The organism is Crassaminicella profunda (assembly GCF_019884785.1).
Classification (GTDB): domain Bacteria; phylum Bacillota; class Clostridia; order Peptostreptococcales; family Thermotaleaceae; genus Crassaminicella; species Crassaminicella profunda.
The window spans coordinates 321683-347270 of sequence record NZ_CP082326.1; the positions used below are offsets into that span (position 1 = coordinate 321683).

Annotated in this window: 13 protein-coding genes and 2 riboswitches; of the genes, 12 read left to right on the forward strand and 1 reads right to left on the reverse strand. The window is 30.6% G+C overall.

The window, feature by feature from the left end; translation table 11 throughout:
* Window positions 1–50 precede the first annotated feature (50 nt).
* Window positions 51–243, forward strand: a riboswitch (cobalamin riboswitch).
* 152 nt (window positions 244–395) lie between these two features.
* The 12 genes from K7H06_RS01380 to K7H06_RS01435 all read left to right on the forward strand — a co-directional run bounded on the left by K7H06_RS01380 (window position 396) and on the right by K7H06_RS01435 (window position 24613).
* On the forward strand, window positions 396–6116 hold the full coding sequence (locus tag K7H06_RS01380; RefSeq protein ID WP_223038199.1) for an Ig-like domain-containing protein: 5721 nt from the start codon (window positions 396–398) through the stop codon (window positions 6114–6116).
* Between the two features lie 11 nt (window positions 6117–6127).
* Entirely contained in the window at window positions 6128–7741 is a 1614-nt protein-coding gene (locus K7H06_RS01385) for a C1 family peptidase (protein ID WP_223038200.1), read from the forward strand.
* A gap of 13 nt (window positions 7742–7754) precedes the next feature.
* Entirely contained in the window at window positions 7755–11021 is a 3267-nt protein-coding gene (locus K7H06_RS01390) for an S-layer homology domain-containing protein (RefSeq protein ID WP_223038201.1), read from the forward strand.
* 240 nt (window positions 11022–11261) lie between these two features.
* Window positions 11262–11459, forward strand: a riboswitch (cobalamin riboswitch).
* Window positions 11460–11633: 174 nt separating this feature from the next.
* Window positions 11634–12572, forward strand: a complete 939-nt coding sequence (locus tag K7H06_RS01395) for a DUF4430 domain-containing protein (RefSeq protein WP_223038202.1) — start codon at window positions 11634–11636, stop codon at window positions 12570–12572.
* Window positions 12573–12580: 8 nt separating this feature from the next.
* Entirely contained in the window at window positions 12581–13474 is an 894-nt protein-coding gene (locus tag K7H06_RS01400; protein WP_223038203.1) for an energy-coupling factor transporter transmembrane component T, read from the forward strand.
* Window positions 13456–15036 carry an ABC transporter ATP-binding protein gene (locus K7H06_RS01405; RefSeq protein ID WP_223038204.1) on the forward strand — a complete coding sequence of 527 codons (1581 nt, stop codon included), beginning with the start codon at window positions 13456–13458 and terminating at the stop codon, window positions 15034–15036. The genes K7H06_RS01400 and K7H06_RS01405 overlap by 19 nt, the downstream gene beginning before the upstream one ends.
* 1 nt (window position 15037) lies before the next feature.
* Complete coding sequence (locus tag K7H06_RS01410) at window positions 15038–15673, forward strand: ECF transporter S component (RefSeq protein WP_223038205.1); 636 nt, start codon at window positions 15038–15040, stop codon at window positions 15671–15673.
* 64 nt (window positions 15674–15737) lie between these two features.
* Window positions 15738–16589: a prenyltransferase/squalene oxidase repeat-containing protein gene (locus K7H06_RS01415; protein WP_223038206.1), complete on the forward strand. Its 852-nt coding sequence runs from the start codon at window positions 15738–15740 to the stop codon at window positions 16587–16589.
* Window positions 16590–16637: 48 nt separating this feature from the next.
* Window positions 16638–22163, forward strand: coding sequence for an S-layer homology domain-containing protein (locus tag K7H06_RS01420; RefSeq protein WP_223038207.1), 5526 nt, complete (start codon window positions 16638–16640; stop codon window positions 22161–22163).
* Window positions 22164–22318: 155 nt separating this feature from the next.
* Window positions 22319–22531: a transcriptional regulator gene (locus K7H06_RS01425; RefSeq protein ID WP_223038208.1), complete on the forward strand. Its 213-nt coding sequence runs from the start codon at window positions 22319–22321 to the stop codon at window positions 22529–22531.
* Window positions 22532–22718: 187 nt separating this feature from the next.
* A complete protein-coding gene (locus K7H06_RS01430; RefSeq protein WP_223038209.1) occupies window positions 22719–22904 on the forward strand; it encodes a uracil-DNA glycosylase in 186 nt (61 codons plus the stop codon).
* Window positions 22905–23251: 347 nt separating this feature from the next.
* Window positions 23252–24613: an aldehyde dehydrogenase family protein gene (locus tag K7H06_RS01435; protein ID WP_246637605.1), complete on the forward strand. Its 1362-nt coding sequence runs from the start codon at window positions 23252–23254 to the stop codon at window positions 24611–24613.
* A 73-nt stretch (window positions 24614–24686) separates the two neighbouring features.
* On the opposite strand, the gene K7H06_RS01440 is transcribed toward K7H06_RS01435, so the two are convergent.
* A complete protein-coding gene (locus tag K7H06_RS01440) occupies window positions 24687–25574 on the reverse strand; it encodes a LysR family transcriptional regulator (RefSeq protein ID WP_223038211.1) in 888 nt (295 codons plus the stop codon).
* Window positions 25575–25588: the final 14 nt, after the last annotated feature.

The window sequence follows — 25588 nt, forward strand, 5'->3', positions numbered from 1 at the left end:
GTATTATTTATAGAAAATGATACATCATTTCCTATTTTAAAATAAGTTAATAAATAAAATACTATTTAGGTGCGTTGATATGTATCATGTATCAAAGCTGAAAAGGGAATCGAGTAAAAATCTCGAACGGTCCGGCCGCTGTAATTGGGGAGTAACCTTTCAATATGCCACTGGGAAACTGGGAAGGCGAAGGGAAAACGTTGATCCATAAGTCAGAATACCTGCCTAATTAGTTTGTGTATGAACCTTCCGAGGAAAGGGGAAATACAAGGCAGGAATGTATGTGAACGATACCATATAGATGGTATTTCATTATATTATAATAAGAGCCTTGACTTTCAATGGGAGTCAAGTTTTTTTTATATAAAAAAGTTAAATAGAAGGGAGTATTAAAAATGAACAAACGGCTAATAAGTATTTTTTTAGTGATAGCTTTATTAATCAGTTGTGTTCCAACGTTCGATTTAGCATATGCAGAAGTTGAGTATATGGAACATGTACAGATTACGGATAAAGTATCATTAGTAGAAAAAAAGGAAATAAAGGTAGGGGAAAAAATAGATTTATATGCTCAGATAATTAATAATCAAGGGGATAAAGTAACAGATTATTCAAAGAAAGATACAAAGTATAGTTGGACGAGTCAAAATGATGCAAAAGCAACTGTTACTGTTACTGATAATGTATATGGAATAGGAACTATAGAAGGAATAGAAGCAGGAACATTAAAAATAACAGTAGAGAGTATTGATTGTGAAAATTGTGAACCTAAAGAAATAGAGATTACAGTAATAGAAGATCAACCAAAAGAAGTTATTGAAAGTAAAGATTATACAGATATGATTGATACTTCTTTAGAGAAGGTAAAAAATTATTATTCATCTCAAGGTGAATTAGAGTATTTACCTGCAATGGCATATTATCATTCTAGTAATGATTTAAATATAGATAAAGTAAAAAAATATAAAGATGATTATGCAACTAATTGCTGTAAAGGGATAATAAGTGCTATTATTTCTAAAAAAGACCCAAGAAAATTCAAATGTAATGGTACAACTTTGGATTATGTGAATGCATTAATAGAGATTCAGAAAAAAGGTGAAGGAAAATTCCATAGATCTTTTGATTGGCATGCTTATTGTATGTTAGCTTTAGATATGGCTGGAGCAGATTATGATAAGGAAAAAGCATTAGAAGAAATAAAAAAGAATTTTGAAACAAATGGAGATAAAGCATATGTATTAAAGTATAATCGAGAAAATATAGAATACACAGCTATTGGGTTAATGGCTTTATCTAATCATAAGGATATAGATTGGGTAAAAGAATATATAACTAAAGGTGTAAAATATATAAAATCTAAACAAAATGAGTATGGTGGCTTTGGAGCTTATGGAACACCACCAACTGAAAGACCTAAGCTTATAGGAAATATTATACAGGGACTAATTGCAGTTGGAGAAGATCCATTATCTAGTGAGTATATAAAAAATGGAAAAAGTATGTTAGATATATTGATTAGTTGTCAGAATGAAGAAACTTATTATACAGATAATAATGGAGCTTTTAATAGTTCATCTAACTCAAACAGAATCGATAAAACAGGAACAGAAATAGCTTTTGCGGCACTTGCAGATTTAAAACAAGGAAAATCTATGTATCATGAAATAAAAATAGATGAAGATGAGACACCTGGTGGTGATGAAAGTACTCCATCAGATATTGTTATCAATCTTTCTCAAAATGAAGTGATAGAGGGAGAAACATTAAATATTGAATATAAAGTAGTAGATGATAAAAATAAAGAAGTTAAAGGACCGTATGTTATATGGACAAGTTCTGATGAAAGTATAGCATCTGTTAAAGATGGAGTGATTACTGGAAAAAAAGCTGGAGATATAATAATTACAGTAAAAGTTGAAAATACTTCAGTAACAAAAATAATAAATATAGAAGTAGTGAAAAGAAAAGCAGCGAATATAAGAATATATTTAAATGAAAAGGAAGTAAAAGAAGAATTAAATATTAAAGGTATTGACAAGACTTTAACATTTACAGCAAAAATTTCAGATCAAAAAGATAAACTGATGCCTTCACAAGAAGTAATATGGTCAAGTGATAATGAAAATATTGCTGTAATTGATATTGATGGTAAGGTTACTATAAAATCTGTTGGTAAAGTAAAAATAGTTGGAAAAGTAAAAGATATGGAATCTATTACAAATACTGTTGTATTAAATATTGTACCTATTGTACCTACGAGATTAGAAGTTTCATTAGATCAAAAGAATATAGTCATAGGCAGTAAATTGAAAATAAATGTTTTGGCATATGATCAAGATAATGAAGTTCTAAAAAACCCAAATATTATATGGGAAGTAGAACCCAAAGATATGGCAACAATAGACGATAAGTATATACTTTCTGTATTAAAACAAGGAAGCATGCGTATAAAAGCTAAAATAGCAAAAACTGATAAAGATTTTGTAGAAAGTAATATACTTTCATTAAAAGCGGTAAAGTCAAAAACAAGAGAAGAAAAAATTGATGAAGCTATAGATAATCTTATACTAAGGTATAAAAATCCCACCTTTTATGGACCTGATGGACTTTCGAGTAAATATACAGATAAATTAGCATTAGCACTTAGGTCTTCTGGAATGAATATAGAAGATATCAATAAGACAAAAAATATATTTAGAACATCAGCAGGGGCTTATGGTCTTTTAAATACTTCAAAAAATATTATAACGTTGATTGCTGTAAATGAAGACCCAAAGGAACAGGTAGAAAAAATACTTGATAATTCTTTTGTGTTTTACAAAGATATAAAGGAAGAAGATGTAGATGGACTTGTATATGCAATTATAGCTCTTGATATGGCTGATGTAGACTATAATAAAAAAGAAGCTGTAAAAGCCTTAATCAGTATGATGAAAAAAGATAGTGATGGAAAAATTTATATTGAGTCTTATGAAAAGATAAATGCAAATTTAACAGCTAAGGCAATGATTGCACTCTCAAAACATAAAGATATAGTGAATGTTACTGATACAATTAATGGAATTAAAAAATGTTTAAAGAGTTTACAATGTGAATCAGGATTGATAAAAGATTTGTATGATTCGGGAGATGAAGGAAGTTGTAGAGTAACAAGTGAAGTGATTCAAGCCATTATAGCACTTGGGGAAAATCCTTTAGATGAATATTGGATGATAGAAGATATGCATAAAAATAATTTAGTAGATGCAATGCTCGCTTGCAGAGATGGACAAAGGTTTAGACGTTCATTAAATGGAAGCGTAGCAAATCCACAAACAGATGCAGCTATGGCAGCTCTTGCAGATTTAAAAATAGGAAAATCAATGTATCATGAACTAAAATATGTAAAAGTAGGAGCGCCTTCTAAAATAGAAATAACTAATGAAGACCCTATAGAAGTAGTAGAATCGTATACTGTTCAAATTAAAGCTACTGTATATGATAAGGATAATAATGTTGTAAGAAATGAAAGTATTCAGTGGGAAAGTAGTGACCCAAAAAAAGCAACGGTAGAAAATGGAGAAGTCAAAGCTTTAGAGGACGGTATAGTTACGATAAAAGTAAGTATAGCGAATCAACCGGAAATAATGAAAGAAATTACTGTAAAGATAAAATCAGGTGTTTCAGATGATGTTTTAAAGGAAAAGTTAAAGAAAGAGATAAATTTCTTAAAAGCTCATCATGAAGCTTATAGGCAATATGAATTTTTAGCAGCACCAGCAGCAATAATTTCAGGAATAGATAAGAAGGAAGTTCAAGATAAATTATATAAATATAGAAAATATACAAGTACCTACCAATACGCAAAATTAATTATATCAGCATTAGGTGCAGGTTTAAATCCAAGAAGTATTAAAATTGAAGGAAGTGTAACAAATACTGTAGATATATTAAGAGCTGCTCAAGTGAAAGATGGGAAAAATAAAGGACAGTTTATCATTAATAGTTATTCAGATATAGATTCGATTGAAGGATTAGGATATGCGATTATAGCTCTTGATATGGCTGATGCAGATTATGATGAAGAAGCGGCTATCAATGCATTGATAAATTTACTAAAAGATCTTGATATAAAAACAAAATTAGGAAAAGATGAAGTAAAAATAAAAGCGGTGGCATTAACTGCTTTTGCAAATCATAAGAGTATTGAAGGCGTTAATGAGCAAATAGAGACGATTATAAAATTAATAAAAGATGAACTAGAAGATGAAAAAAATGAAGAAGGAGAATTTGGGTCAAAACAAGGAGGAAATAGCGTAATTGCTACAGCTAGAGTGATTCAAGCATTGATAGCTAATGATATAAATCCTCTGTATTCAAAAGAATGGAGAAAAGGTAAAAACACTGTTCTTAGCAATCTGTTGAAAAAGAAATATGAACATCCAACAGATATCAGTAAATCAGGTTTTTCTGCATTTGAAGGAGGATCACGTGAATATCATTCTACATATTATGCATTTGCCGCCTTCACCGATATGTATACAAATGAGTCTATGTTTAAAAGGTTGGCAATCCAATACGATGGATCAACTTCAGTAGGAGAAATTGCAAAACTAGATATTCTACATCCAGAAAAAAATAAGATGTTAATGGGACAAACACTAAAATTACAAGTGAGTGCTTTTGACAATAAAAATAGTATTGTAGAAAATCCTGCTGTTTTATGGAAATCTTCTGACGATACTATAGCAAGTGTCAAAGATGGATTAGTTCAAGGGATCAAACCAGGAAAAGTAAAGATTATAGCATATGTAAAAGATAAGGATATAGAAAGTGAAATAGACATTTGGGTAGAAGATTTAGACGTGAAAAATATTGAGATACAATGTAAAAAAAATAGAGTAAGAGTAGATGATGACATTCCTTTAGACGTAAAAGCATTTAACAAAATAGACGGTGAAATAGAAGGAAAAAAATTCCTTTGGACTATAGACAATGAAAATATTTCAAAACTCTATGAAAAAGAAGGAAAAATGTACTTAAAGGCAAATGCAAAGGGAAAAGTTGTAGTAAAAGCAGTATTAGAAGATGATCCGAATATGATGGATGAATTCATCATACATATTTTTGATGAGAAATCAGTGAAGGTAAAAATAAGAGTCGAAGGACTAGACGAAACCATTATACCACTAACTGAAATCGAGGTAGAAAATTTAGATTTAGGAAAATATAGTGATGGCAGCTCTATTTTAGAAGAGAATCCAACAGCAATGAATGCATTGATTCAAGTTTTAGAAGAGAATCATATAGATTGTATGGATAAGAAACAGTTTGATGCTCGAAAGGATTTGTCGAATATAGATAATATTAATGGAATCAAAGAATCAGAGGATAGACCAAACGGTGGATGGATGTATTTTATAGATGATCAATACATAGGTCAAGGTATGAAAAATAAAGAAATTCAAGAAGGAAATATGATCAGTGTTGTTTATTTAAAAGATTATACTAAACAATCTTATGCATATTTTTATAGAAGTGAGAAAAAAATTAAACCAAATACAAGTTTTACTATCAATTTAAAAGCAAATGTGAGTAAAACTAAAGCTATGGATGAGTATGAAAAGATTGATATAGAGAATGCTCAAATATTCGTAAATGGAAAGCCATATGTAGTAGAAGGCAAAAATGTAGTAACAGATCAAGATGGAAATGCTGTATTAAAGTTTGAAAAAGAGGGAGAATATCATATCACTGCAACAAGAATCAAAGATGGTATTGTAAATATTACGAAACCTTATTGTAAAGTGATTGCAACGAATGAATTAGAACAATTTGAAATAAAACTAAATAATGAAAAATATCCAAAAGGTGAAGAAGCAAGATTAACGATGACGATAAAAAATAGTGATGAAGAACCTTCTAATATGCTTTGCAAAATCCAGCTATGTGATGAAAGCAACAAAGTATTAAAATCAAGTAGTGTAGAAAAAGTACTAGAGGGTAATGGAGAAACAACTCTAGCACCAGGATTTTCTATACCTGATGAGGGACATTATAAAATAAAAATATTCTTATCAGATGGAAAAGAAGAAAATATATTTGAATCAACGAAAACAATAGAGACTAACTAAAGGGGAAGAGGATGAAGATGACAAGAAAAAATAGGTTTCTTGGGTTTGTACTAAGCTTTATATTACTCATCACAGCCCAATGGAGTACAGCTTATGCAGATACTAATTTGCCAACAAAATATGATTTAAGAGAAGAGCATAGAGTAACAAAAGTAAAAAATCAAGGGGAAATCAATGGATGCTGGGCTTTTGCAGCCCTTTCTTCCCTTGAATCAAGTATTAAATATAGGGAAAATCGTGAAATAGATTTTTCAGAAAACAATATGTTGACCCAACATGGCTTTGATCTAAAATCAACAGATGGTGGAAATATGTACATGGCAACAGCGTATCTTGCTAGTTGGAAGGGTCCGGTACTAGAAAAAAAAGATCCTTATCCATCATCAGATAAAAATCTTATCAATAGAGGGATTATGAATGCTGATTATCATGTGCAAGATGTAATATTTATACCTGAAAGAGAAAATTTTAAAGATAATGACAAAATAAAAAAAGCTGTTAAAGAGTATGGTGCAGTTTATACAAATTTAAAATGGGAACCAGCTTTTTATAATAGAGAGAAAAAATCATATCAAAATAGTAGCGCTACAGGATTTGATCATGCTGTTGCTATTGTAGGATGGGACGATGATTATTCAAAAGATAACTTTGTAGCTGATGAAAAATATGGAGATGGTGCATTCATCTGCAAAAACAATTGGGATATAAATTGGGGAGAAGATGGATATTTTTATGTTTCTTACTATGATTTCAATATTGGAAAAACAGATAATGCTGTATTTCTAAGAAATAATGGGAAGGTTTATGATAATATCTATCAATACGATGAACTTGGACAAACTGATTACTATGGGTTTGCAAAGGATACAGCTTGGTTTAGTAATGTATTTGAAGCTAAAAATTATAAAGAAAAGTTAATGGCAGTAAGTTTTTATACAACGAAAGAAGATTCAACTTATGAAATTTGGATTGCTACAGATTTTAATAATATCAATTCATTAAAAGATAAAAGAAAAATCAAAAAGGGAAGTATTGAGACTATGGGATATCATACTATTCCATTAGATGATATTGAATTAAAGCCAAATACAAAATTTGCAGTAATAGTAAAGCTTACGACAAAGGGCAGCAAAGACCCGATTGCTATTGAAAGCCCTAAAGGAAAGTATGCAAGTAAAGCAAAAGCAAGTACAAATGAGAGCTTTATCAGTAGCAATGGAGAAAGTTGGACAGACTTAACGACTCGAGAAGTGAATGCGAATGTATGTCTAAAAGCTTTTACAAATAGTGAAAAAATTGTTCTAAAAGAAAATGATTTAAGAATAGAACAAATAGACAAACAAGACTTTTCAAATGGAGAAGAAGCTTTTGTAAAAGTAAATATCAAAAATGAGGGTAGTAAATATCAAAAAATTGCATTGATGGTTGGGTTATATGATGAAAGTAATAAAATGATCAATCATAGTTATATGAATGAAAATATAAAGCCAAAAGAAGAGATGAAGTTATCAGCTTCTGTATTTGTTCCAAAGAGTGGAAAGTACAAAGTGAAAGGCTTTGTATGGGATGATTCAGATAAAGGTATTTGTTATATGAAAGAGCCAATAGAATTGAATATACAATAGAGGAGATTAGGATATGATAAAAAGAAAAATAGGTAGTTTATTATTATCTTTGTTATTCCTATTATCATTAACGGCTACTTCATTTGCACAAATTGATTTTAAGATTGATGTAAATGATGGTAACATCAAAATGAACGGAACAACAGAGAATAGCAATAAAGTTGTTGTTGTACAAATAAATGATGGAAAGAAAAAGGTTTATTTTGACCAAGGATTAACAGATGGAGATGGAAAGTTTCAGTTTCAAACTCAGTTAGAAGCTAATAAAGATTATAAAGGATATTTTTTAACAGAGGGTGAACAACAAGACTTTACCTTTAAAACAGAAAAAGAAGAAATCATCATAGAAAAAAAGACGAATGTAGAGAAGATTGAAGAAGTAGTCGATGGATTAAGAAAATATTATGAAAATGATAGAGAAGAATTCAATTTTAAAGAAGCGATAGGTTATTATCATACAAGTAAAGATGTAACGAGTGGTGTTGCTACAATAAAATCAAAATACAAAAAGAATTCGGAGCTGGATTATGCAACAGATTATGCAGGAAACATTATAGGGATGATTGCCAGTAGACTCAATCCAACTACTAATGAAGATGTAAGGATCCTTGTAAAAGCACAAAAACCAAGTGGGTTATTTGAAATAAAAAATGAAAGTGGTCAATCTACTCAAACGTCTTGGAGTATTGTAGCCCTTGATATGGCAAAAGCAGAATATAACGAAGAAGCCGCTCTAAAAGCTCTTATCAATTTACAAGATGGGTCAGGTAGCTTTGGAAGTATTGACCATACTGCTATGTGTATGATGGCTCTTGAAAAGCATAAAAATATAGATGGAGTTACTGAAAGTATTAATAGAGCTAAAAAATATTTATTAGAAAATAAGAAAAATATTATTGAAAAGAAAAATGTATATACTGTGGCTACAGTGATACAAGGACTTGTTGCTATAGGAGAAAATCCTTTATCCAATACATGGACTGTAGATGATAAAAGTATGTTAAGTGCCTTATTAAGACATATGAAACAAAAAGGTAGTTTTGAAGATCGTAGCGCAAATGAACAAGCATTTATGGCTCTTGCAGATTTGTATAAAAAAGAGTCTATGTATACAAAGACTCATATAGATGATACTGGATTTAATCGTTTATTTGTAGAACAAGAAAATACTCAAACAGATCCTACAGAAACAGATCCTAAGGTTCCTGAAAATAAAAACATAATTACACTTTCCATAAAGGGCTATAAAGGAACTGTTTTATCTGAACAACAAGTGGAAATTAAAAAAGGTGAAAGTTTATGGGATGTTACGAAGCGATTACTTGATAGAAATGGTAAACATTATAATATAAAAACAAATGGATATGTAGACAGTATCGATGGACAAAAAGAAAAAGATAAAGGTGCATATAGTGGTTGGAAAGTAAAAGTAAATGGTAATCAAATAGAAACAGGAGTTAGAAACTATGAATTAAAAGGTGGAGAAAATATACAGTGGTACTATATTATTGATTATAGAACTGAGTCAGACAATAAACCAGAGAGTGAGATACAAACTCAAATAGATGCAGCAAAAAATACATTAGATGGAGATAATTTATCTGAAAGTCAAATCAAAGATACTGTAAAAGATGTATCTGAAAAATTAAAAGAAAAAGCAGAAAAAATTAATTCAAAAGAAGATGCAAAAGCTTTTATAAAAGATGTAAAAAATATGTCTAAAGTAATGGAAAAGGCTGTTGACAAAATAAAGTCAGAAGATGGAGCGAAGGATTTAGCGAATCAAAGTATTGATGTGGTAAAAACATTAATAAAATCTGCTGAGCAAGTGGACCAAAAGGATGACAAAAAAGAAATCAGTAAAGCAGCAGCAGAAAACATGAAAATGACTCTTAAAGCAATGGATAAAATCAAGAGTACAGAAGCAAAGAGTATTGCAGAAGATGTTATTGAATCAGCAGGAAGCTTAATGAAAAAATTAGGAAAAGAAAATGCTAAAGAAATTAAAGAAAAGGCAGTAGAAGTAGCAAAAAAAGCATTGAAAAAAGTAAGCACTAAAAGAATTGAAAAAGCTCAAATGAAAGTAGACAAAGATAAGGTAATCGCAAAAATAGGTGCTAACAATCTAAAGGATTTAGCAAAAATGGTAGCAAATGTTGAAAAAGATATGAAAGAAAAATTAAAGAAAAATGATATAGAATCAGATCAAACATTTGAAAAGAAAGTAACTATAGAAATTTTTGCTGTAGACAAAAAAGAAGTAGAAACAAATTTACCTAAAGATATGATGAAGAGCTTAAAAGAAAATGGTATTGAAAAAGTATCTATTCAAACAGAAGTGGCATCCTTTGATGTAACACCAAAGACGTTTGGTGAAAAGGCAATAGATCAAGAAATTAGCTTAAGTGCAAAAACAGTAGATAAGGATAGTTTACTTGCAATTGTAAGAAATAAAGTACCAGAAAAGAGCATTGTTGTTGATTTAACTGCAAGAGTAGGTCAAGAAAAAGTAACTCGATTTGAAGAACCTATGACGATTCGTGTGCCATATGAAGGAAAAGTTAAGACAGGAGAAAAAGTAGAAGTATTCTATCTAAAAGATGATGGAAATATTGAATCTATGGGTGGAAAATATGACCCTGTTACAAAGATTGTAACATTTAAAACTTCTCATTTTAGTAAATATTTTGCTAAGATAATAGATGAAGAAACACAAGTTGTAACGAATAAGATATTCATAGATCTAGGGAAATATGAATGGGCAAAAGAAGCAATCGAAGAGATGGCAAACAAAGGAATCATCAATGGTCGTGGAGAAAATACATTTGACCCATCTGCAAACATTACAAGAGCAGAGTTTGCAACATTAGTGACAAAGATGATGGGATATACTACTGAAGATGTTAATCTACCATTTACTGATGTAACGAAAGATGCGTGGTACTACTCATATGTAGGAGTAGCATACAAAAATGAATTAATCAATGGTAGAAGTGATACTGTATTTGATCCAAATGGAAATATTACAAGACAAGAAATGGCAGTAATTGTTGCAAAAGTCCTAGACAAAGCAGGAGTTGAAAAAGCAAGTTTAGATCATTTAAATATCTTTAAAGACACTAAAAATATTGCATCATGGGCAAAAGAATCTGTAACCCTATGCGTAAAAGAAAAAATCATTAGTGGAATGGGTGATGGAAACTTTGCACCAAAACAAAATGCAAATAGAGCACAAGCTGCTACAATGCTTTATAAAATTTATAATTTAATGAATAAATAAACCTAAAACTGCTAGCAAAATTTGCTAGCAGTTTTTCATAAAATTTACTTACTAAAGAATATTATGTAAAAATATATCCGTAACACTTGATATTTTATAGGAAGTGAGGTAAAATTTACTACGTCGAAGCTATTAATATATTTGTATCGTTACATAAAAAAGCTGCTAGCATGTCGTTAGTAGCTTTTTTATATGTAAAACTTAGAAAATTTTACAAATAATATTGAAACCAACGAAATAGGGTGATAAAATTTATCTGAGTAGTATAAAACATTATTGCCTATGATTAGGGAAAAGGGTGAGGTACCCTTGCTGTAGTCGCAGCTGTAACCGGCGATGAGGATTAGAATATGCCACTGTTTAGTATAGACTAGATGGGAAGGCCTAATTTAAAGATGACCCGGGAGCCAGAACACCTATCATGGCATTCTTCAATTAACCTCCGACTTAGAGGGATTGAAGATATATGTAATTGATTGTTTTTTATTATAGTGTGTATGAAGCAAATATGAATGATTCCATAGGCTATAGGCGATCAATAATGCATATATCTTTGACCTTTTCCAAATTTCGGAAAAGGTTATTTATTTTGAATGAATGGAGGTTTTAAAGGTGAAAAGATTTTTGCTATTTCTATTAATACTAGTTATGGCATGTACCTTTATAGGGTGCGGTGAAAAACCAAGTGTAGGGGATGGAAAGGTTCAGGTAATTGTTTCAAAGGGATTTGGGAATGAAAAATTATCAGAAAAGGCTGTAGATGTAGCTAAGGATACAACTGTGATAGAAGTAATGGAAGAGAATTTTAACATTGAAACAGCTTATGGTGGAGGCTTTATCAATGGGATTGATGGTTTGAAATCAGAATTTACTGGACTAAAGAAGAAGAAAAAAATTGACTGGTTTTATTATGTGAATGGTATTTTATCAGAGGTTGGAGCAGATGAATATTATTTAAATCCTAATGATCTTGTCATTTGGGATTATCATGACTGGGATAACAATATTTATGGATCGAGTATTATCGGTGCATATCCTATAAACTTTACAAATGGTCATGATGGGAATATATATCCAATACAAATCCTTTATACAAAGAGATATGCAAAGGAAGGAAATGCTCTTTTGAAATATTTGAAAGATCAGGGGGTTAAGGATATAGAACTTGTGGATTTAGAACAAGGAGAACTAGAAAATTTAGAGAAAAATAGCATCGTTATTGGTTCGTGGGAGGAACTTAAAAAGATTAATTATATAAAAGAATTTTATGAAAATGGCAATAAGTGTGGATTGTATTTTAAAGTAGATGAAGAAATCAAAGGATTAAATAACAAAGGTGAGACTTTAAAAACTTATGAAAAAGGAGCTGTTGTTGCATCTGTTGTAAAAGAATATGGTGGAGCAGCAAGTATGTGGCTAGTTACTGGAAATGATGAAAGTTCTATCAAAAAAGCAATAAAGCTTTTATATGAGAATCCAGAAAAAATCAAAGGAAGATTTTCTGTACTTGTGACAGAAAAAGAAGTAATCAATATTCCAATAAAGAATTAGGTGATTAGATGGTAAAGATTCATCCATTTACAATGATTTTGTTTTCGAGTATTTTATTTTTCATGATATTAGTGTATAGTCATCCTCTTTATATTATGTCTATACTGATTTTTATAATCCTTACCATGCTTCTTTTAGGAGAAAGCAAGATATTAAAACAAACAATGAAATATGGTGTATTTATGAGCATATGGATTATACTGATTAATCCTTTAGTATCACAAAGTGGAAGAACGATTCTTTTGAAGAGTCCAAGATTATTCATTATACCTAAGTTGAAGCTTACTTTACAGTTAAAAATCACTTTAGAGTCATTGGCGTATGGTGGGAATATGGCACTTAAATTATTTTGTATATTATTGATTTTTTCGTTTTTTAGTGTCATGACTGATCCAGATGAAAATTTTAGTTTTTTTTCAAAATATGCCCATAAGCTTACCCTTATATTATCTATGAGTACAAATATTATTCATAGATTGAAATTAGAAATTATGAGGGTGAAGGATGTAATGGTTTTAAGAGGGGTAAATTTTAGGGAGAAAAACTTGATAAAAAGGGTAAAGGCATACTATCCAATTTTAAAGGTAATATTCATATCTTCCCTTGAAGGATCATTAGACCGAGCGGAAAGCTTATATGCCAGAGGATATGGAAAAGGGGTAAGAACTTCTTATTCTCAGATTAGGATGAAAAGGATAGATTATTTACTTCATGGAATGAATTTGATTTTATTATTTTTATTAGGGATGAGTATATTTTCAAATGTTGGTTTTGTGAGTTTTTATCCTACATTTGGTGGATTTGATAGGAAGGATATTATTTTTCTTATATATATGAATATTGCCCTAGTGGTAGCTCTGTTGTTCATGAGGGGGTGTAAAAAATGGAAATTTTTAAGGTAGAGGATGTAACTTATTATTATCCAAGGAAGGAAGAGCCTGCTTTAAAGGATATTGATTTATCTATAAAAGAAGGAGAATTTTTATTGCTTCTTGGAAAATCAGGTTCGGGAAAATCTACTTTAGGAAGAGTATTCAATAGAATTGTTCCAGAGTTTTATGGCGGAAAAATAAAAGGAAATATTAAGAGTAAAGTAGATGTAGGTATGGTTTTTCAAGATCCAGAAAAGCAGTTAGTGATGGATAGCGTGGAAAGAGAAATTGCCTTTGGACTTGAAAATATAGGAACAGACTATGAAACCATGAGAAAAAAAGTAATGGAAACTTTAAGCTTCTTAAATATATGGGAACTAAAAGATAAAAAGACTTATGAACTTTCAGGAGGACAAAAGCAAAAAGTAGCCATCGCTGCAACTATTGCTATGGGATATAAGTTTTTAGTTTTAGATGAACCAACCTCCCAGCTTGATCCTGTAGCGGCTGAAGAGATTCTACATATTTTAAAAAGATTAAATGAAGAGTTAGGCTATACCATTGTTTTGATTGAACAAAGAATTGATAGATGTTTTCATTTAGCAGATCGAGTAGTATTTATGGAGGATGGACAAATTGTATTTGATGGAGAGCCAAATGACTTTGCATCTTTTAGTTATAGTCATTCAAAGAACTTTTCTCCAACTGTTGCAAATTATTTTGCAAGACTTAGTAAAATAAGTATTCCTCTTACTGTAAAAGAGGGAAGAAAAAAATTAAGAAAAGATTTTGCTTTTCAAAAACCTATTGTATTTAAAGGAATAGAAGAAGAAAAACATGAAAATAAAGAAATCATCTCTATGAAAAAGCTTCATTTTACCTATGAAAATGGAAAGGAAGCTTTAAAGGATGTAAACTTAAGTGTTTTAAAGGGAGAAGTATTTGGAATTATGGGAGAAAATGGTGGAGGGAAATCTACCCTGCTTAAAAATATTTCAGGACTTATAAAGCCTACAAAAGGAAAGCTTTTAGTGAATGGAGAAGTAGGATATCTTTCACAAAATCCAAATGATTATCTATTTAATGATACGGTTTATGAAGAAATAAAATATACACTAGATCAAAAAGGAATCAATGATTTATCAAGAATAGAAAAGGTATGTGATGAACTAGATATTTTAAAGTATAAAAATAAAAATCCAAGGGATTTAAGTGGTGGAGAGAAACAAAGGGTAGCATTAGCTTCTATCCTTGTAATGGAGCCTGAAATATTGATACTAGATGAGCCTACAAGAGGGCTAGACCGAAACCTAAAAGAAAGATTAGGAACGATTATAAAAGAACTACAAAACAAAGGAAAAACTATTATTTTAGTGACGCATGATGTTGAATTTGTAGGGAAATATTGTGAACGTGTTTGCTTGATTTTTGATGGAAGTGTAGCACAGGTAGGTTCGAAATATACGGTGCTAACAGATGGTATTTATTACGCTACACAAATGAATAAATTGTTTAGTGGGTATGTTGATAAAATTCTTACCTTAGAAGATGCTGTATCTGTAGTAGATTCTTTGAAGGAAGGCGTTGTTTGATATGAATTACGGTGTGCTATCAGCTGGAATATTACTTATTTCTTTTATTCTAGTTTTTGCATCTTATGAAAGACGAAATATTTCAGTAAAAGAAATTTCATTAATCGCTACATTGTCAGGACTAGCTGGCGTTGCTAGAGTTCCCTTTGCAGCACTTCCAAATGTGCAACCTACTACATTTTTGGTGATGATTTCAGGATATGTATTTGGACCAGGATTTGGATTCATGACAGGAGCCTTTGCAGCACTTTCTTCAAATTTTTTCTTAGGACAAGGACCTTGGACACCATGGCAAATGTTAGCTTGGGGACTTGCAGGTTTAAGTGCAGGAATCCTAAAAAAATTTATGAAGAATCCTTCTAGATTGTTTTTTAGTATTTTTGCATTTTGCTGGGGATTTTTATTTGGTTATATTATGAATTTATGGCATTGGTTATTCTTTGTTTATCCGCATACCTTCAAAAGTTTAATCATAACAAATATGAATGGCTTTTATTTTGATTTGATGCATGGGGTAGGAAACTTTGTTTTTGCCTATTTATTTGGAAAGGATTTTATTAATATATTATCACGATTTAAAGATAGGATTAGTTATACTGAGATTCCTGTTGAAAAAATAAATGAAGAAAGAGTTTAACAAATTAAATGCTAAAAAAATGGTTAATCATAAAAGAAAAAATTAATGGAAAGAAGGAGAAAAAATGAGAAAAATAACTGCTTTAACACTTGCAATTTTTATGATTTTTACAAGTTTTTCATTTGCTTTAGATTATAATGCTACAGCAAAGTATTTAGAAAAGAAAGAATTGGATGAATGGGGGATATTGGCTTTATATTCCTTTGGGGAGGATGTAAAAAATAAAACTTTAAATAAAGTGGATGATTCACAGGTTACAACAGATTATGAAGCCTATATGATGGGTGCTATAGCAAAGAGGGAAGATGTTTCTTCTTATGCGGAAAAAATTATCAAAACCCAAAGAGAAAATGGAAAATTTGCAGATTATATGGATGGTACTGGAGAAGATTTAATCAATGCTCATATATGGGGAATTATCTCATTGTATGTAGCGAATAAAGAGAATTATGATAAGGAAAAGGCTTTAACATGGCTTAAAGAAAATCAAAATAAAGATGGCGGATTTGGAGTATTCACAGGAATGGCTTATTCTGATATTGATCTAACAGGTATGGGAGTTATTGCTTATAGCATATTAGGACTAAATAAAGATAGTGAAGAAGTAAAGAAAGCTATTGGCTTTATTGAAAAGAATATAGATAAAAAAGAAACCTGTGAAGGGGTAGCTTATTACATATTAGCAAGAACGAAATTAGGAATGGATATCGATAAAAACTTATATAGCAAACTTTTAAAATATCAGTTAAAAGATGGATCATTTAAGCATTTAAAAAGAAGTTCAAGAGGAAATTATATGGCGTCTTGGCATGGATTGTTGGCTATGATGGATTATAAGAATAAGAGTTCTGTGTTTACAAGATTACATGAGTTGAATAAGGTAAAGGTTGAGAAAAAACAGGTTGTAAAGAAGTAATAGAGTGTATAAAAGCTGAACAGATGTTTATTTAAGGGAGGTACAAAAGTGAAAAAAAGAAATATTAAATCATACATGTCTTTTATCATGATATTAGCAATGATTTTTACAAGTATAGGAGCTAATTTTATAAATCCTTATGTGGTAAATGCAGAAGAAAATAATACCGAAGTTACTGCAAAGATTACTGTAGTTGGAAAATATAATGAGGTTTTATTTTCGCCACAAGAAATTACTGTTTCTAATGCTGTATATGCTTCGGATATACTCAAAGCAACTGGACTTGATGTGAAAGAAAGTGATGCAGGTTTTGTAACCAGCATAGATAATCTTGAAAGTGGAGCTGCTGACAATACATATAATATGTATAGTGGGTGGATGTATACCATAAATGATGAGCAACCTAATGATGTTCCGAGTAAGGTGAAAATAAAAGAAGGAGACAAAATTTTCTTCTATTATGTGAAAGACCATAACGATGAATTTCCTGGATGGAAGGATTTTGTTAATGTTCATGTAAGAGTAGAAAATCAAAATAATACAATATTAGAGAATACACAAGCTACTGTATTAAAGGGCAAATCTATTCTTGGAGCTATAAAAGAGGCATTAGATGAAAAAGAGATTACCTCTGATATGGATATGTCAGGAATAATCAATAAAATAAACGAAATTGACTTATCAGCAGAAGGATTCCTTTGGGGATATACAGTGAATGATGATTTGAACAAAAGTAAAATTTTAAATAAAGACTTTGATTCTGCTTGCTTAGATGTTGCTATTAATACAGGAGATGAGATTGTAGTGTATCCAACGGATATGGCTACAATTGGGTATGCTAAAATAGAAACAGATAAAACAGAGGTTTCAGAAGGACAATCATTTATAGCAACCGTATCTAAAGATGATCTGACAATGACAGGAACCTATCAGTTTGCACAAGGAGTAAAGGTTCATTTTGATGGAGAAGAATATATAACAAATGAAAATGGACAAGCTTTAATCACTCCAGAAAAAGCAGGAGAATATGAAATCTATGCAGATGGAGAAGGAATTGTAAAAACAGATAAGAAAAAGATTATTGTAAAAGAAGAAGTAAAAAACGAAGGATCAAAAATTAGGGTTAGAGTAGAAGGAATAAATGAACACTTAGATGAGGCTGTAGAGGTAAATGGGACTGCTCTAGATGCATTAAAAAAAGCAGAAGCAAATGTAATAACTGATCAGTATGGTATGGTTACCACTATACGAGGGGAAAGTGGTATTAAAGGAGTAGCAGAGAATACTAATACAGGATGGAAGTATTATGTTATAAGAGATGGAGAAATAGATGAACAAGCATTAAGTTCAGGAGCTGGAAGTTATAATGTAAAAGATGGAGATGAAGTTATATTTTATATAGGTGCATATGATGCAACAACGTGGGCAGATAAAACATATTTTCCTCAAATTAGTATAGAACCAATAAAACCAACAGCAGGACAAGCCGTAACGTTAAGAATCAGTTCGAAGAAATATGATTGGTCAGAGGGATTGGTGGATTTAGATAAAGATAAAATAAAAAAAATAGGAAACTATACAGTTGAAATAAATGGAAAGGCGTATACAAGTATATTTGGACAGGTAACCATACCAAATATACCAGAAGGTACAGTGGATTACATAATAACGAATAATAGTGATAATGAGTATCCAGATGTGGTAACATATAGAAACAGTATAGAAGTAAGTAAAGCTGTAGATGCACAAGTTAGAGTAAGAGTAGAAGGAATAAATAAACATTTAGATGAGACTGTAGAGGTAAATGGGACTGCTTTAGATGCAGTAAAAAAAGCAGCAGGAGAAAATGTAGTAGAAAATGGAGGGCTTATCACTTCTATTTTAGGAGAAAGCGGTAAATTAGGTATTGTTGAAAATATAAATACCGATTGGAAATACTATGTTATAAGAGATGGAGAAATAGATGAACAAGCATTAAGTTCAGGAGCTGGAAGTTATAATGTAAAAGATGGAGATGAAGTTATATTTTATATAGGTGCATATGATGCAATAACATGGGCAGATAAGACATATTTTCCTCAAATTAGCATAGAACCAGTAAAACCAACAGCAGGACAATCAATGACATTAAAGATCAATTCGAAGAAATATGATTGGTCAAAAGGATTGGTGGATTTAGATAAAGATGAAATAAAAGAAATAGGAGAATATACAGTAGAAGTAAATGGAAAGGCGTATACAAGTGTATCTGGCCAGGTAATAATACCTAATTTACCTGAAGGTGTAGTTAATTACATAGTTAAGAATAAAAATGATAATGATAATGGATATTTAGATGTAGTAACTTATAGAGGGATAATAGAAGAAAATAAACTTAATAAAAAAATCAAAATTCTATTAGATTTCAATATACTAGCAGTAGGAAACACTTTAAATATTACAGCACAAGTATTGGATCAAGATAACAAAGAATTAAAAGATGAAACTATAAAATGGTATACTAGTAATTCAGAAATAGCAACAATAGATCAAGATAAAGGAATTGTGAAAGGAATAAAAGAAGGAAAGGTTACCATTACTGCCAAACTTGCAAGTGATGAAAATATAACAGCATCAATAGATGTGATAGTAGCAGTACAAAAGAAAAATGAAGAAAAAATAAAAGAAGTGGTAAAAGGCTTAAAGGTACATTATGGAAAGAAAGATATATTTACTTTTCGGGAGGCAATAGGGTATAAAGCTACAAGTAATAATGTAGAAGATATAAAATTAATAGGAGATAAATTTAAAGTAAAAAGTGGAAGCCAGCCGACTGATTATGCTGGAAATATTATTGGATTACTTGCTGCAGATAAAAACCCAAGAAGTTTTGAAAATAATGATTATGTGAATGAACTTATTCATGCATTAAAACAAGAAATTTCTAAAGGTCAGTTAATATCTACTCAAGTTGCATGGGGAATAATAGGTCTGGATATGGCAAAAGAAAAAGATGAAGTAGAGAGTGCGGTAAAAAAATTAATGACTTTGCAAAATACTGATGGAAGCTTTGGAGATATAGATAGAACAGCTATGTGTATGATGGCTCTTGGAAATCATAAGGATATAGAAGGTGTTATTAATTCTATTGATAAAGCAAAAAAATATATTGAGAATAATAAAGAAAAAATATTGAATTCTTCTAATGAATGTACTATTTCAGCAGTAATACAAGGGTTAATTGCAGTAGGTGAAAATCCATTAGCAAGTAAATGGACTGTTGATGGAAAAACAATGCTATCTTCATTATTAAAGTTAAAAAATGGAGATACTTTCGGAAATGATTTAGCTACAGAACAGTGCTTTACAGCTTTAGCTGACTTATATAAGAAAGAGTCCATGTATACAGATGCTAAGATAAGCAATGAAGGATATGATAAATTATTTATACCTGTAAAAAATGACAATACAGGTAGAGGTGATATACAAGAAGGGGATAAAGCGTATATTTCTATAATTGGATACCAAAATAAAAGCATTATATCTAAGAGCGCGATAGATTTAGAAAAAGGAGATAACGCTTTAGCAGTTGCAAAAAGAATACTTAAAAATAACAATATACCTTTTGATGCTACGAGTAGCTATTTTAAGATGATTGAGAATGAAGATAATAGAGAGAAAGCTCATAAGAAAGCTTTAAGTGGATGGCTTTATCGCATCAATGGGAACTATAAAAAATATGAAAATACAGCATCTTCAGATGCAGATGTAAGCAATGGAGATTACATTGAATGGAGATACTCACTAGATGCTGGATACGATATTGGATGGGAAACAGACCCTAATAAATATGGAGGATTAGGGGATGCAAAAACAGCTATAGAGAAAGCTATTGAAGATGTAAAGAATATTTTAAATGATCAAAATGCAAGTGAGAGTGAAATTTCAAAAGCAGTAAAAGATGTGACAAGTAAAATAACAGAAAAAGCAGATACCATAACTTCTCAAGCAGAAGCTAAGGAATTTATTAACGATTTAAAAGAAAATGCTTCTATGATGGATAAAGCTGCAGAATGTATAAAAACAGATCAAGGAGCAAAGGACTTAGCAAATGAAAGTGTCAGTGTTATAAATTCTTTATTAAAAGCTTCTGAAAAACTGAATGAAGATAATGAACGAAAAAATGTAGCGAAAGTTACAGCAGAAAATATGAAAACTACATTAAAAGTAATGAATAAGGTAAAAGATATAGATGATGTTCGTAAGATTGCAAAGAATATGATAGAAGTAGCTGGAAAAATAATGGATAAAATAGGAAAAAATAACAGTAACGCCATAAAAGAAAAAATTGTAGAAATCGCAAAAACATCAGTAGATTTAGCAGGAGCACATAAAGTAGAAAAAAAAGCATTAAAAACAGAAGGACAAAAAGTAGTAGCAAAAGTAGATGCTAATAAAATAGAAAATCTAGCAAAAGAAACAACAAAAACAATTGAAGAGATGAATGAAAAACTAAAGAAAAATATAGAAGAAACAAAAATATTTGAAAAAAAACTAGCAATAGAAATATCTGATGTACACAAAGAAGAAATAGAAGCAAACCTTCCATCAAATCTAGTTGAAGTGATAAAAGAAAATAACATAGAAAAAGTAGCCATTAAAACAGAAATAGCATCTTTTGATATAACACCAAATACTTTTGGAGAAAAAGCAGAGAATAGAGAAATTAGTCTTAGTGCAAAAAAGATAGATAGAAATGATCTACCTGCACTTACAAGACACAAAATACCAGAAGATAGTTTAATCGTTGATTTAAATGCAAAACTTGGACAAGAAAAAGTATCTAATTTTGAAGAACCAATAACAATCACTATTCCATATGAAGGAAAAGTAGAAGAAGGAAAAGAAATAAAGGTATTCTACCTTAAAGATGATGGAAGAATTGAATCTATAGGGGGAGAATATGACTCAGCTACGAAGGCAATAACCTTTGCAATTACTCACTTTAGTAAATACTTTGCAAAGAAAGTAGATAAAGAAATGACGAAAACTTTTACAGACCTTAAAAATTATGATTGGGCAAAAGAAGCTATAGAGGCTATGGCTAGTAAAGGTTTTATCAGTGGCAGAAAGAGCGGTATATTCGACCCATCTGCAAATATTACAAGAGCAGAATTTGCTACATTAATTGCAAAGATGTTAGAATATAAAGGAAAAGATGAAATACCATTTAGAGATGTTGATAAAGAAAAGTGGTATTATGATGCTGTGTCAATAGCTTATAAAAATGGACTAATCAATGGAAGAACAGACACCGTATTTGATCCAGAAGGAAATATTACAAGACAAGAAATGGCTGTAATTATTTCAAAGGTTCTAGAGAAAAAAGATTATGAAAAAGCAAATATTAAAAGCTTAAATAAATTCAAAGATAAAGATGATATTTCACCATGGGCAAGAGACGGTGTGAGTCTTTGTGTAAAAGCAGAAATCATTAATGGTATGGGAGAGAATAATTTTACTCCAACCCAAAATGCAAATCGTGCACAGGCTGCTGTGATGATTTATAAACTTTATGATTTAGTACAGGAATAAAAAAGAAAAATTAAGAATTTTTTATGATAAAATCCTAAAGCTTAAAAGGGGATGTAAACCCAAATACTTGAAGCTTTAGGATTTTGTTGATAAGATTATAAGAGAAGGAGAAATCTTTAAAAAGTAAGTATTTAAAGAAATAAGGAGTGGTATCTATGTTCTTCTATTTCAGAAATAAAAACAAAATCGTTAAGGAACTAAGAAAAAATATGTCTTTGACGGTAAAAGAATTAGCCTTTCAATTAAAATGTGAATCCATAGATCTTTTAAAAGTAGATCATTTAAAGTTAAAAGAAGTCCCTAAAGAGTTAAGAGAAAAATTAATTCCTATATTTAGAGGAGATCATTATGATAATATTCCTTGGTAGAAAATCTATTGAAATTTTTGGTTGTAAGCAGTAAAATTATAGTATGATAATGGAATAGGGGAGAAGAAAATATGAAACAAAAAACGAAAAAGATTATTGCCATGACTATTGCTGGTATGATGGTTATTAGTACATTTGCTGCTATGGTTTCTATTTTTTAATAGTAGCCATGAAAAAAGGTGGTTGTATGAATAAAGAAAGAATATTTTGCAGAAAATGCAAATACTTTTATGTAACATGGGATGTGAAATTTCCAAATGGATGTAAACTTTTTGGGATTAAGGCAAAATCTGTACCTTCTATACTTGTTTATCAGTCAACTGGAGAAAAGTGTACCCATTTTATAGAAAAAAATAAAAGAATAAATAGTTAAAGCTAAAATCATATTTAAAAAAGAAAGTTAAGAGGAAACAAAACTGAGAATTCTTTATTTTGAAAAGATTCTTAGTTTTTTTATTTGTGCATAAAATCATGATGAAAATTCGAATATAAAGAAAATTAAAAACAAATTTAACGAGAAATAGTGAGATGGAAAACGTTGAAAATTATGAAAAATTCAAGTAGGGACGATTGATTATTCAGAAAAAATAGAAATCTAGTAAAATTATAGAATTTCTTAGAAAAAATGTGAAATTATAATGAAATTAACGCGAAAATATGTTACAATGATGATGTTAAAATATTAACGTTAAAATGTTAACAACTATGGAGGGATGGAGTATGGCTAAAGCGTATATTGATTCTATGATTGAAAGATCAAGAATTGCACAAAAACAATTTGAAAGTTTTACTCAAGAACAAGTAGATGCGATCGTAAGAGAAATCGGTAAGGTAGTATATGACAACGCAGAAGAATTAGCAAAAATGGCAGTAGAAGAAACTGGAATGGGTGTTTACGAGCACAAAGTAGCAAAGAATAAAGGAAAATCAAAAACAATTTGGAATAGCTTAAAAGATAAAAAATCTGTTGGAATCATCAATAGAGATCAAGAGACAGGAATCGTTGAAGTTGCAAAACCAATGGGAGTAGTTGGAGCAGTTACACCTACTACAAACCCAATCGTTACACCAATGTGTAATGCGATGTTTGCTGTAAAGGGAAGAAACTCTATTGTAGTAGCACCTCATCCAAGAGCAAAAAAATGTAGTACAGAAACTGTAAAGAGAATCAACGAAGCCCTTAAAAAGCATAATGCTCCAGAAAACCTTATTCAAATTATAGAAGAACCATCAATTGAAAAAACAAACCTATTAATGAATGCTGTTGACGTAGTTGTAGCAACAGGTGGTATGGGTATGGTAAGAGCTGCATATAGCAGTGGAAAACCTGCCTTTGGTGTTGGTGCAGGTAACGTACAGGTTGTTGTAGATAGAGATGTAGACTTTGATGATGCTGCGAAAAAAATCATTGCAGGAAGAACTTTTGACAATGGAATCATTTGTTCTGGAGAGCAAACAGTTATTGCTCATGAAGATGATTATGATGCAGTTATGAAAGCTTTCGAAGATAATGGAGCTTACTATATAAGTGATAAAGAAACGAAAGAAAAATTCAGAAATATTCTTTTCGTAGATGGTCACATCAGTAGAGATGTAGTAGGACAAACACCACAAAAGCTTGGTGAAATGGCAGGAGTAGAAATTCCAGCTGATATAAAAGTAATCCTTATCGAAGCGGATGGTATTGGTGCAGAAGATGTGCTTTGCAAAGAAAAAATGTGTCCAGTAATGTCTACATTCAGATACAAAACTTTCGAAGAAGGCGTGAAAATTGCACAAACGAACCTATACCTTGAAGGTGCAGGACATAGTGCTGCTATTCACTCAAACAACAATGCTCATATTGACTATGCAGGAGAAAATTTAACAGTAAGTAGATTAGTTGTAAATCAACCATCTTCAACTACTGCAGGTGGAAGTTTCTTCAACGGATTTGCTCCTACAACTACACTAGGATGTGGATCATGGGGAAATAACAGTATTTCAGAAAACTTTACTTACAAACATATGATGAACATTTCAAGAATCGGTCATTATATGGCAGATAGAGTAGTTCCTACAGATGAGGAATTATGGGCATAGTTAAAAAATAAACAAAAATGCAAAAAATGGAATGACCAATTTTTGGGAAAAGGTTGGTCATTCTTTTTATTTGTTAACATTGTAACAAATTTATAAATTTTTGTGCAGCAATAGATAAAGGAATTTTTTTATGTGTAAGAACCCCGATACTTCTCTTTGGGGTTTTTTCTTTTATATTGAGAATAAATATTTCTTTTTTATCTAATGCTTCTTTTATGGTGTCCATCATGACAAAGGAAACACCTAATCCAATTTTTGTAAGTTCTATTAATAAATCAATACTTCCTAATTCGAATTCTGGACTAATATTTACATGGTGTTTTTTCATAAAATCTTCAAAAAAGTCTCGAGTAGTTGAATTTTTTTGGAGGCTTAAAAAAGGATAATTTTCTAGCTCTTTTAAAGGAAGTTTTTTTTCTTGTAAAAACTTAAATTTTTCTCCAACAATAAAAACATCCTGTGCTTTTTTTATTTCTGTATAGGATAAATCCTTATAAGTTTTTTGAAAGGGGAGGTTAATCACACTTATATCTACACTTCCCTTTTTGAAAAGCTCTGCACAGACTGGAGAAGGACGATTGGTCACATGGATTTTTATTTCTGGATACATTTCATGAAATTTTTTGAAATAGGGAAGGAGATAATATTTACAGATGGTATCACTTGCACCAATTTTGACTTCGCCCTTTTCGAGGGAATGGATTTCTCCAATACTTCTTTCTCCAGATTTGATAAAATTGAATGCTTGTTCAATATGTTTAAATAAAAGTTTACCTTCAGATGTTAATTTTACTTGCTTGGTATGTCTGATAAAGAGCTTGGTGTTTAGTTTTTCTTCTAATAATTTAATGGATTGGCTGACGGCTGATTGAGAAATATAAAGCTTATGGGCAGCTTTAGAAAAACTTAAATATTTTGCTACATAATAAAACACTTTGTATAGTTCAAAATTAATATTCATTTATAATCACTCCT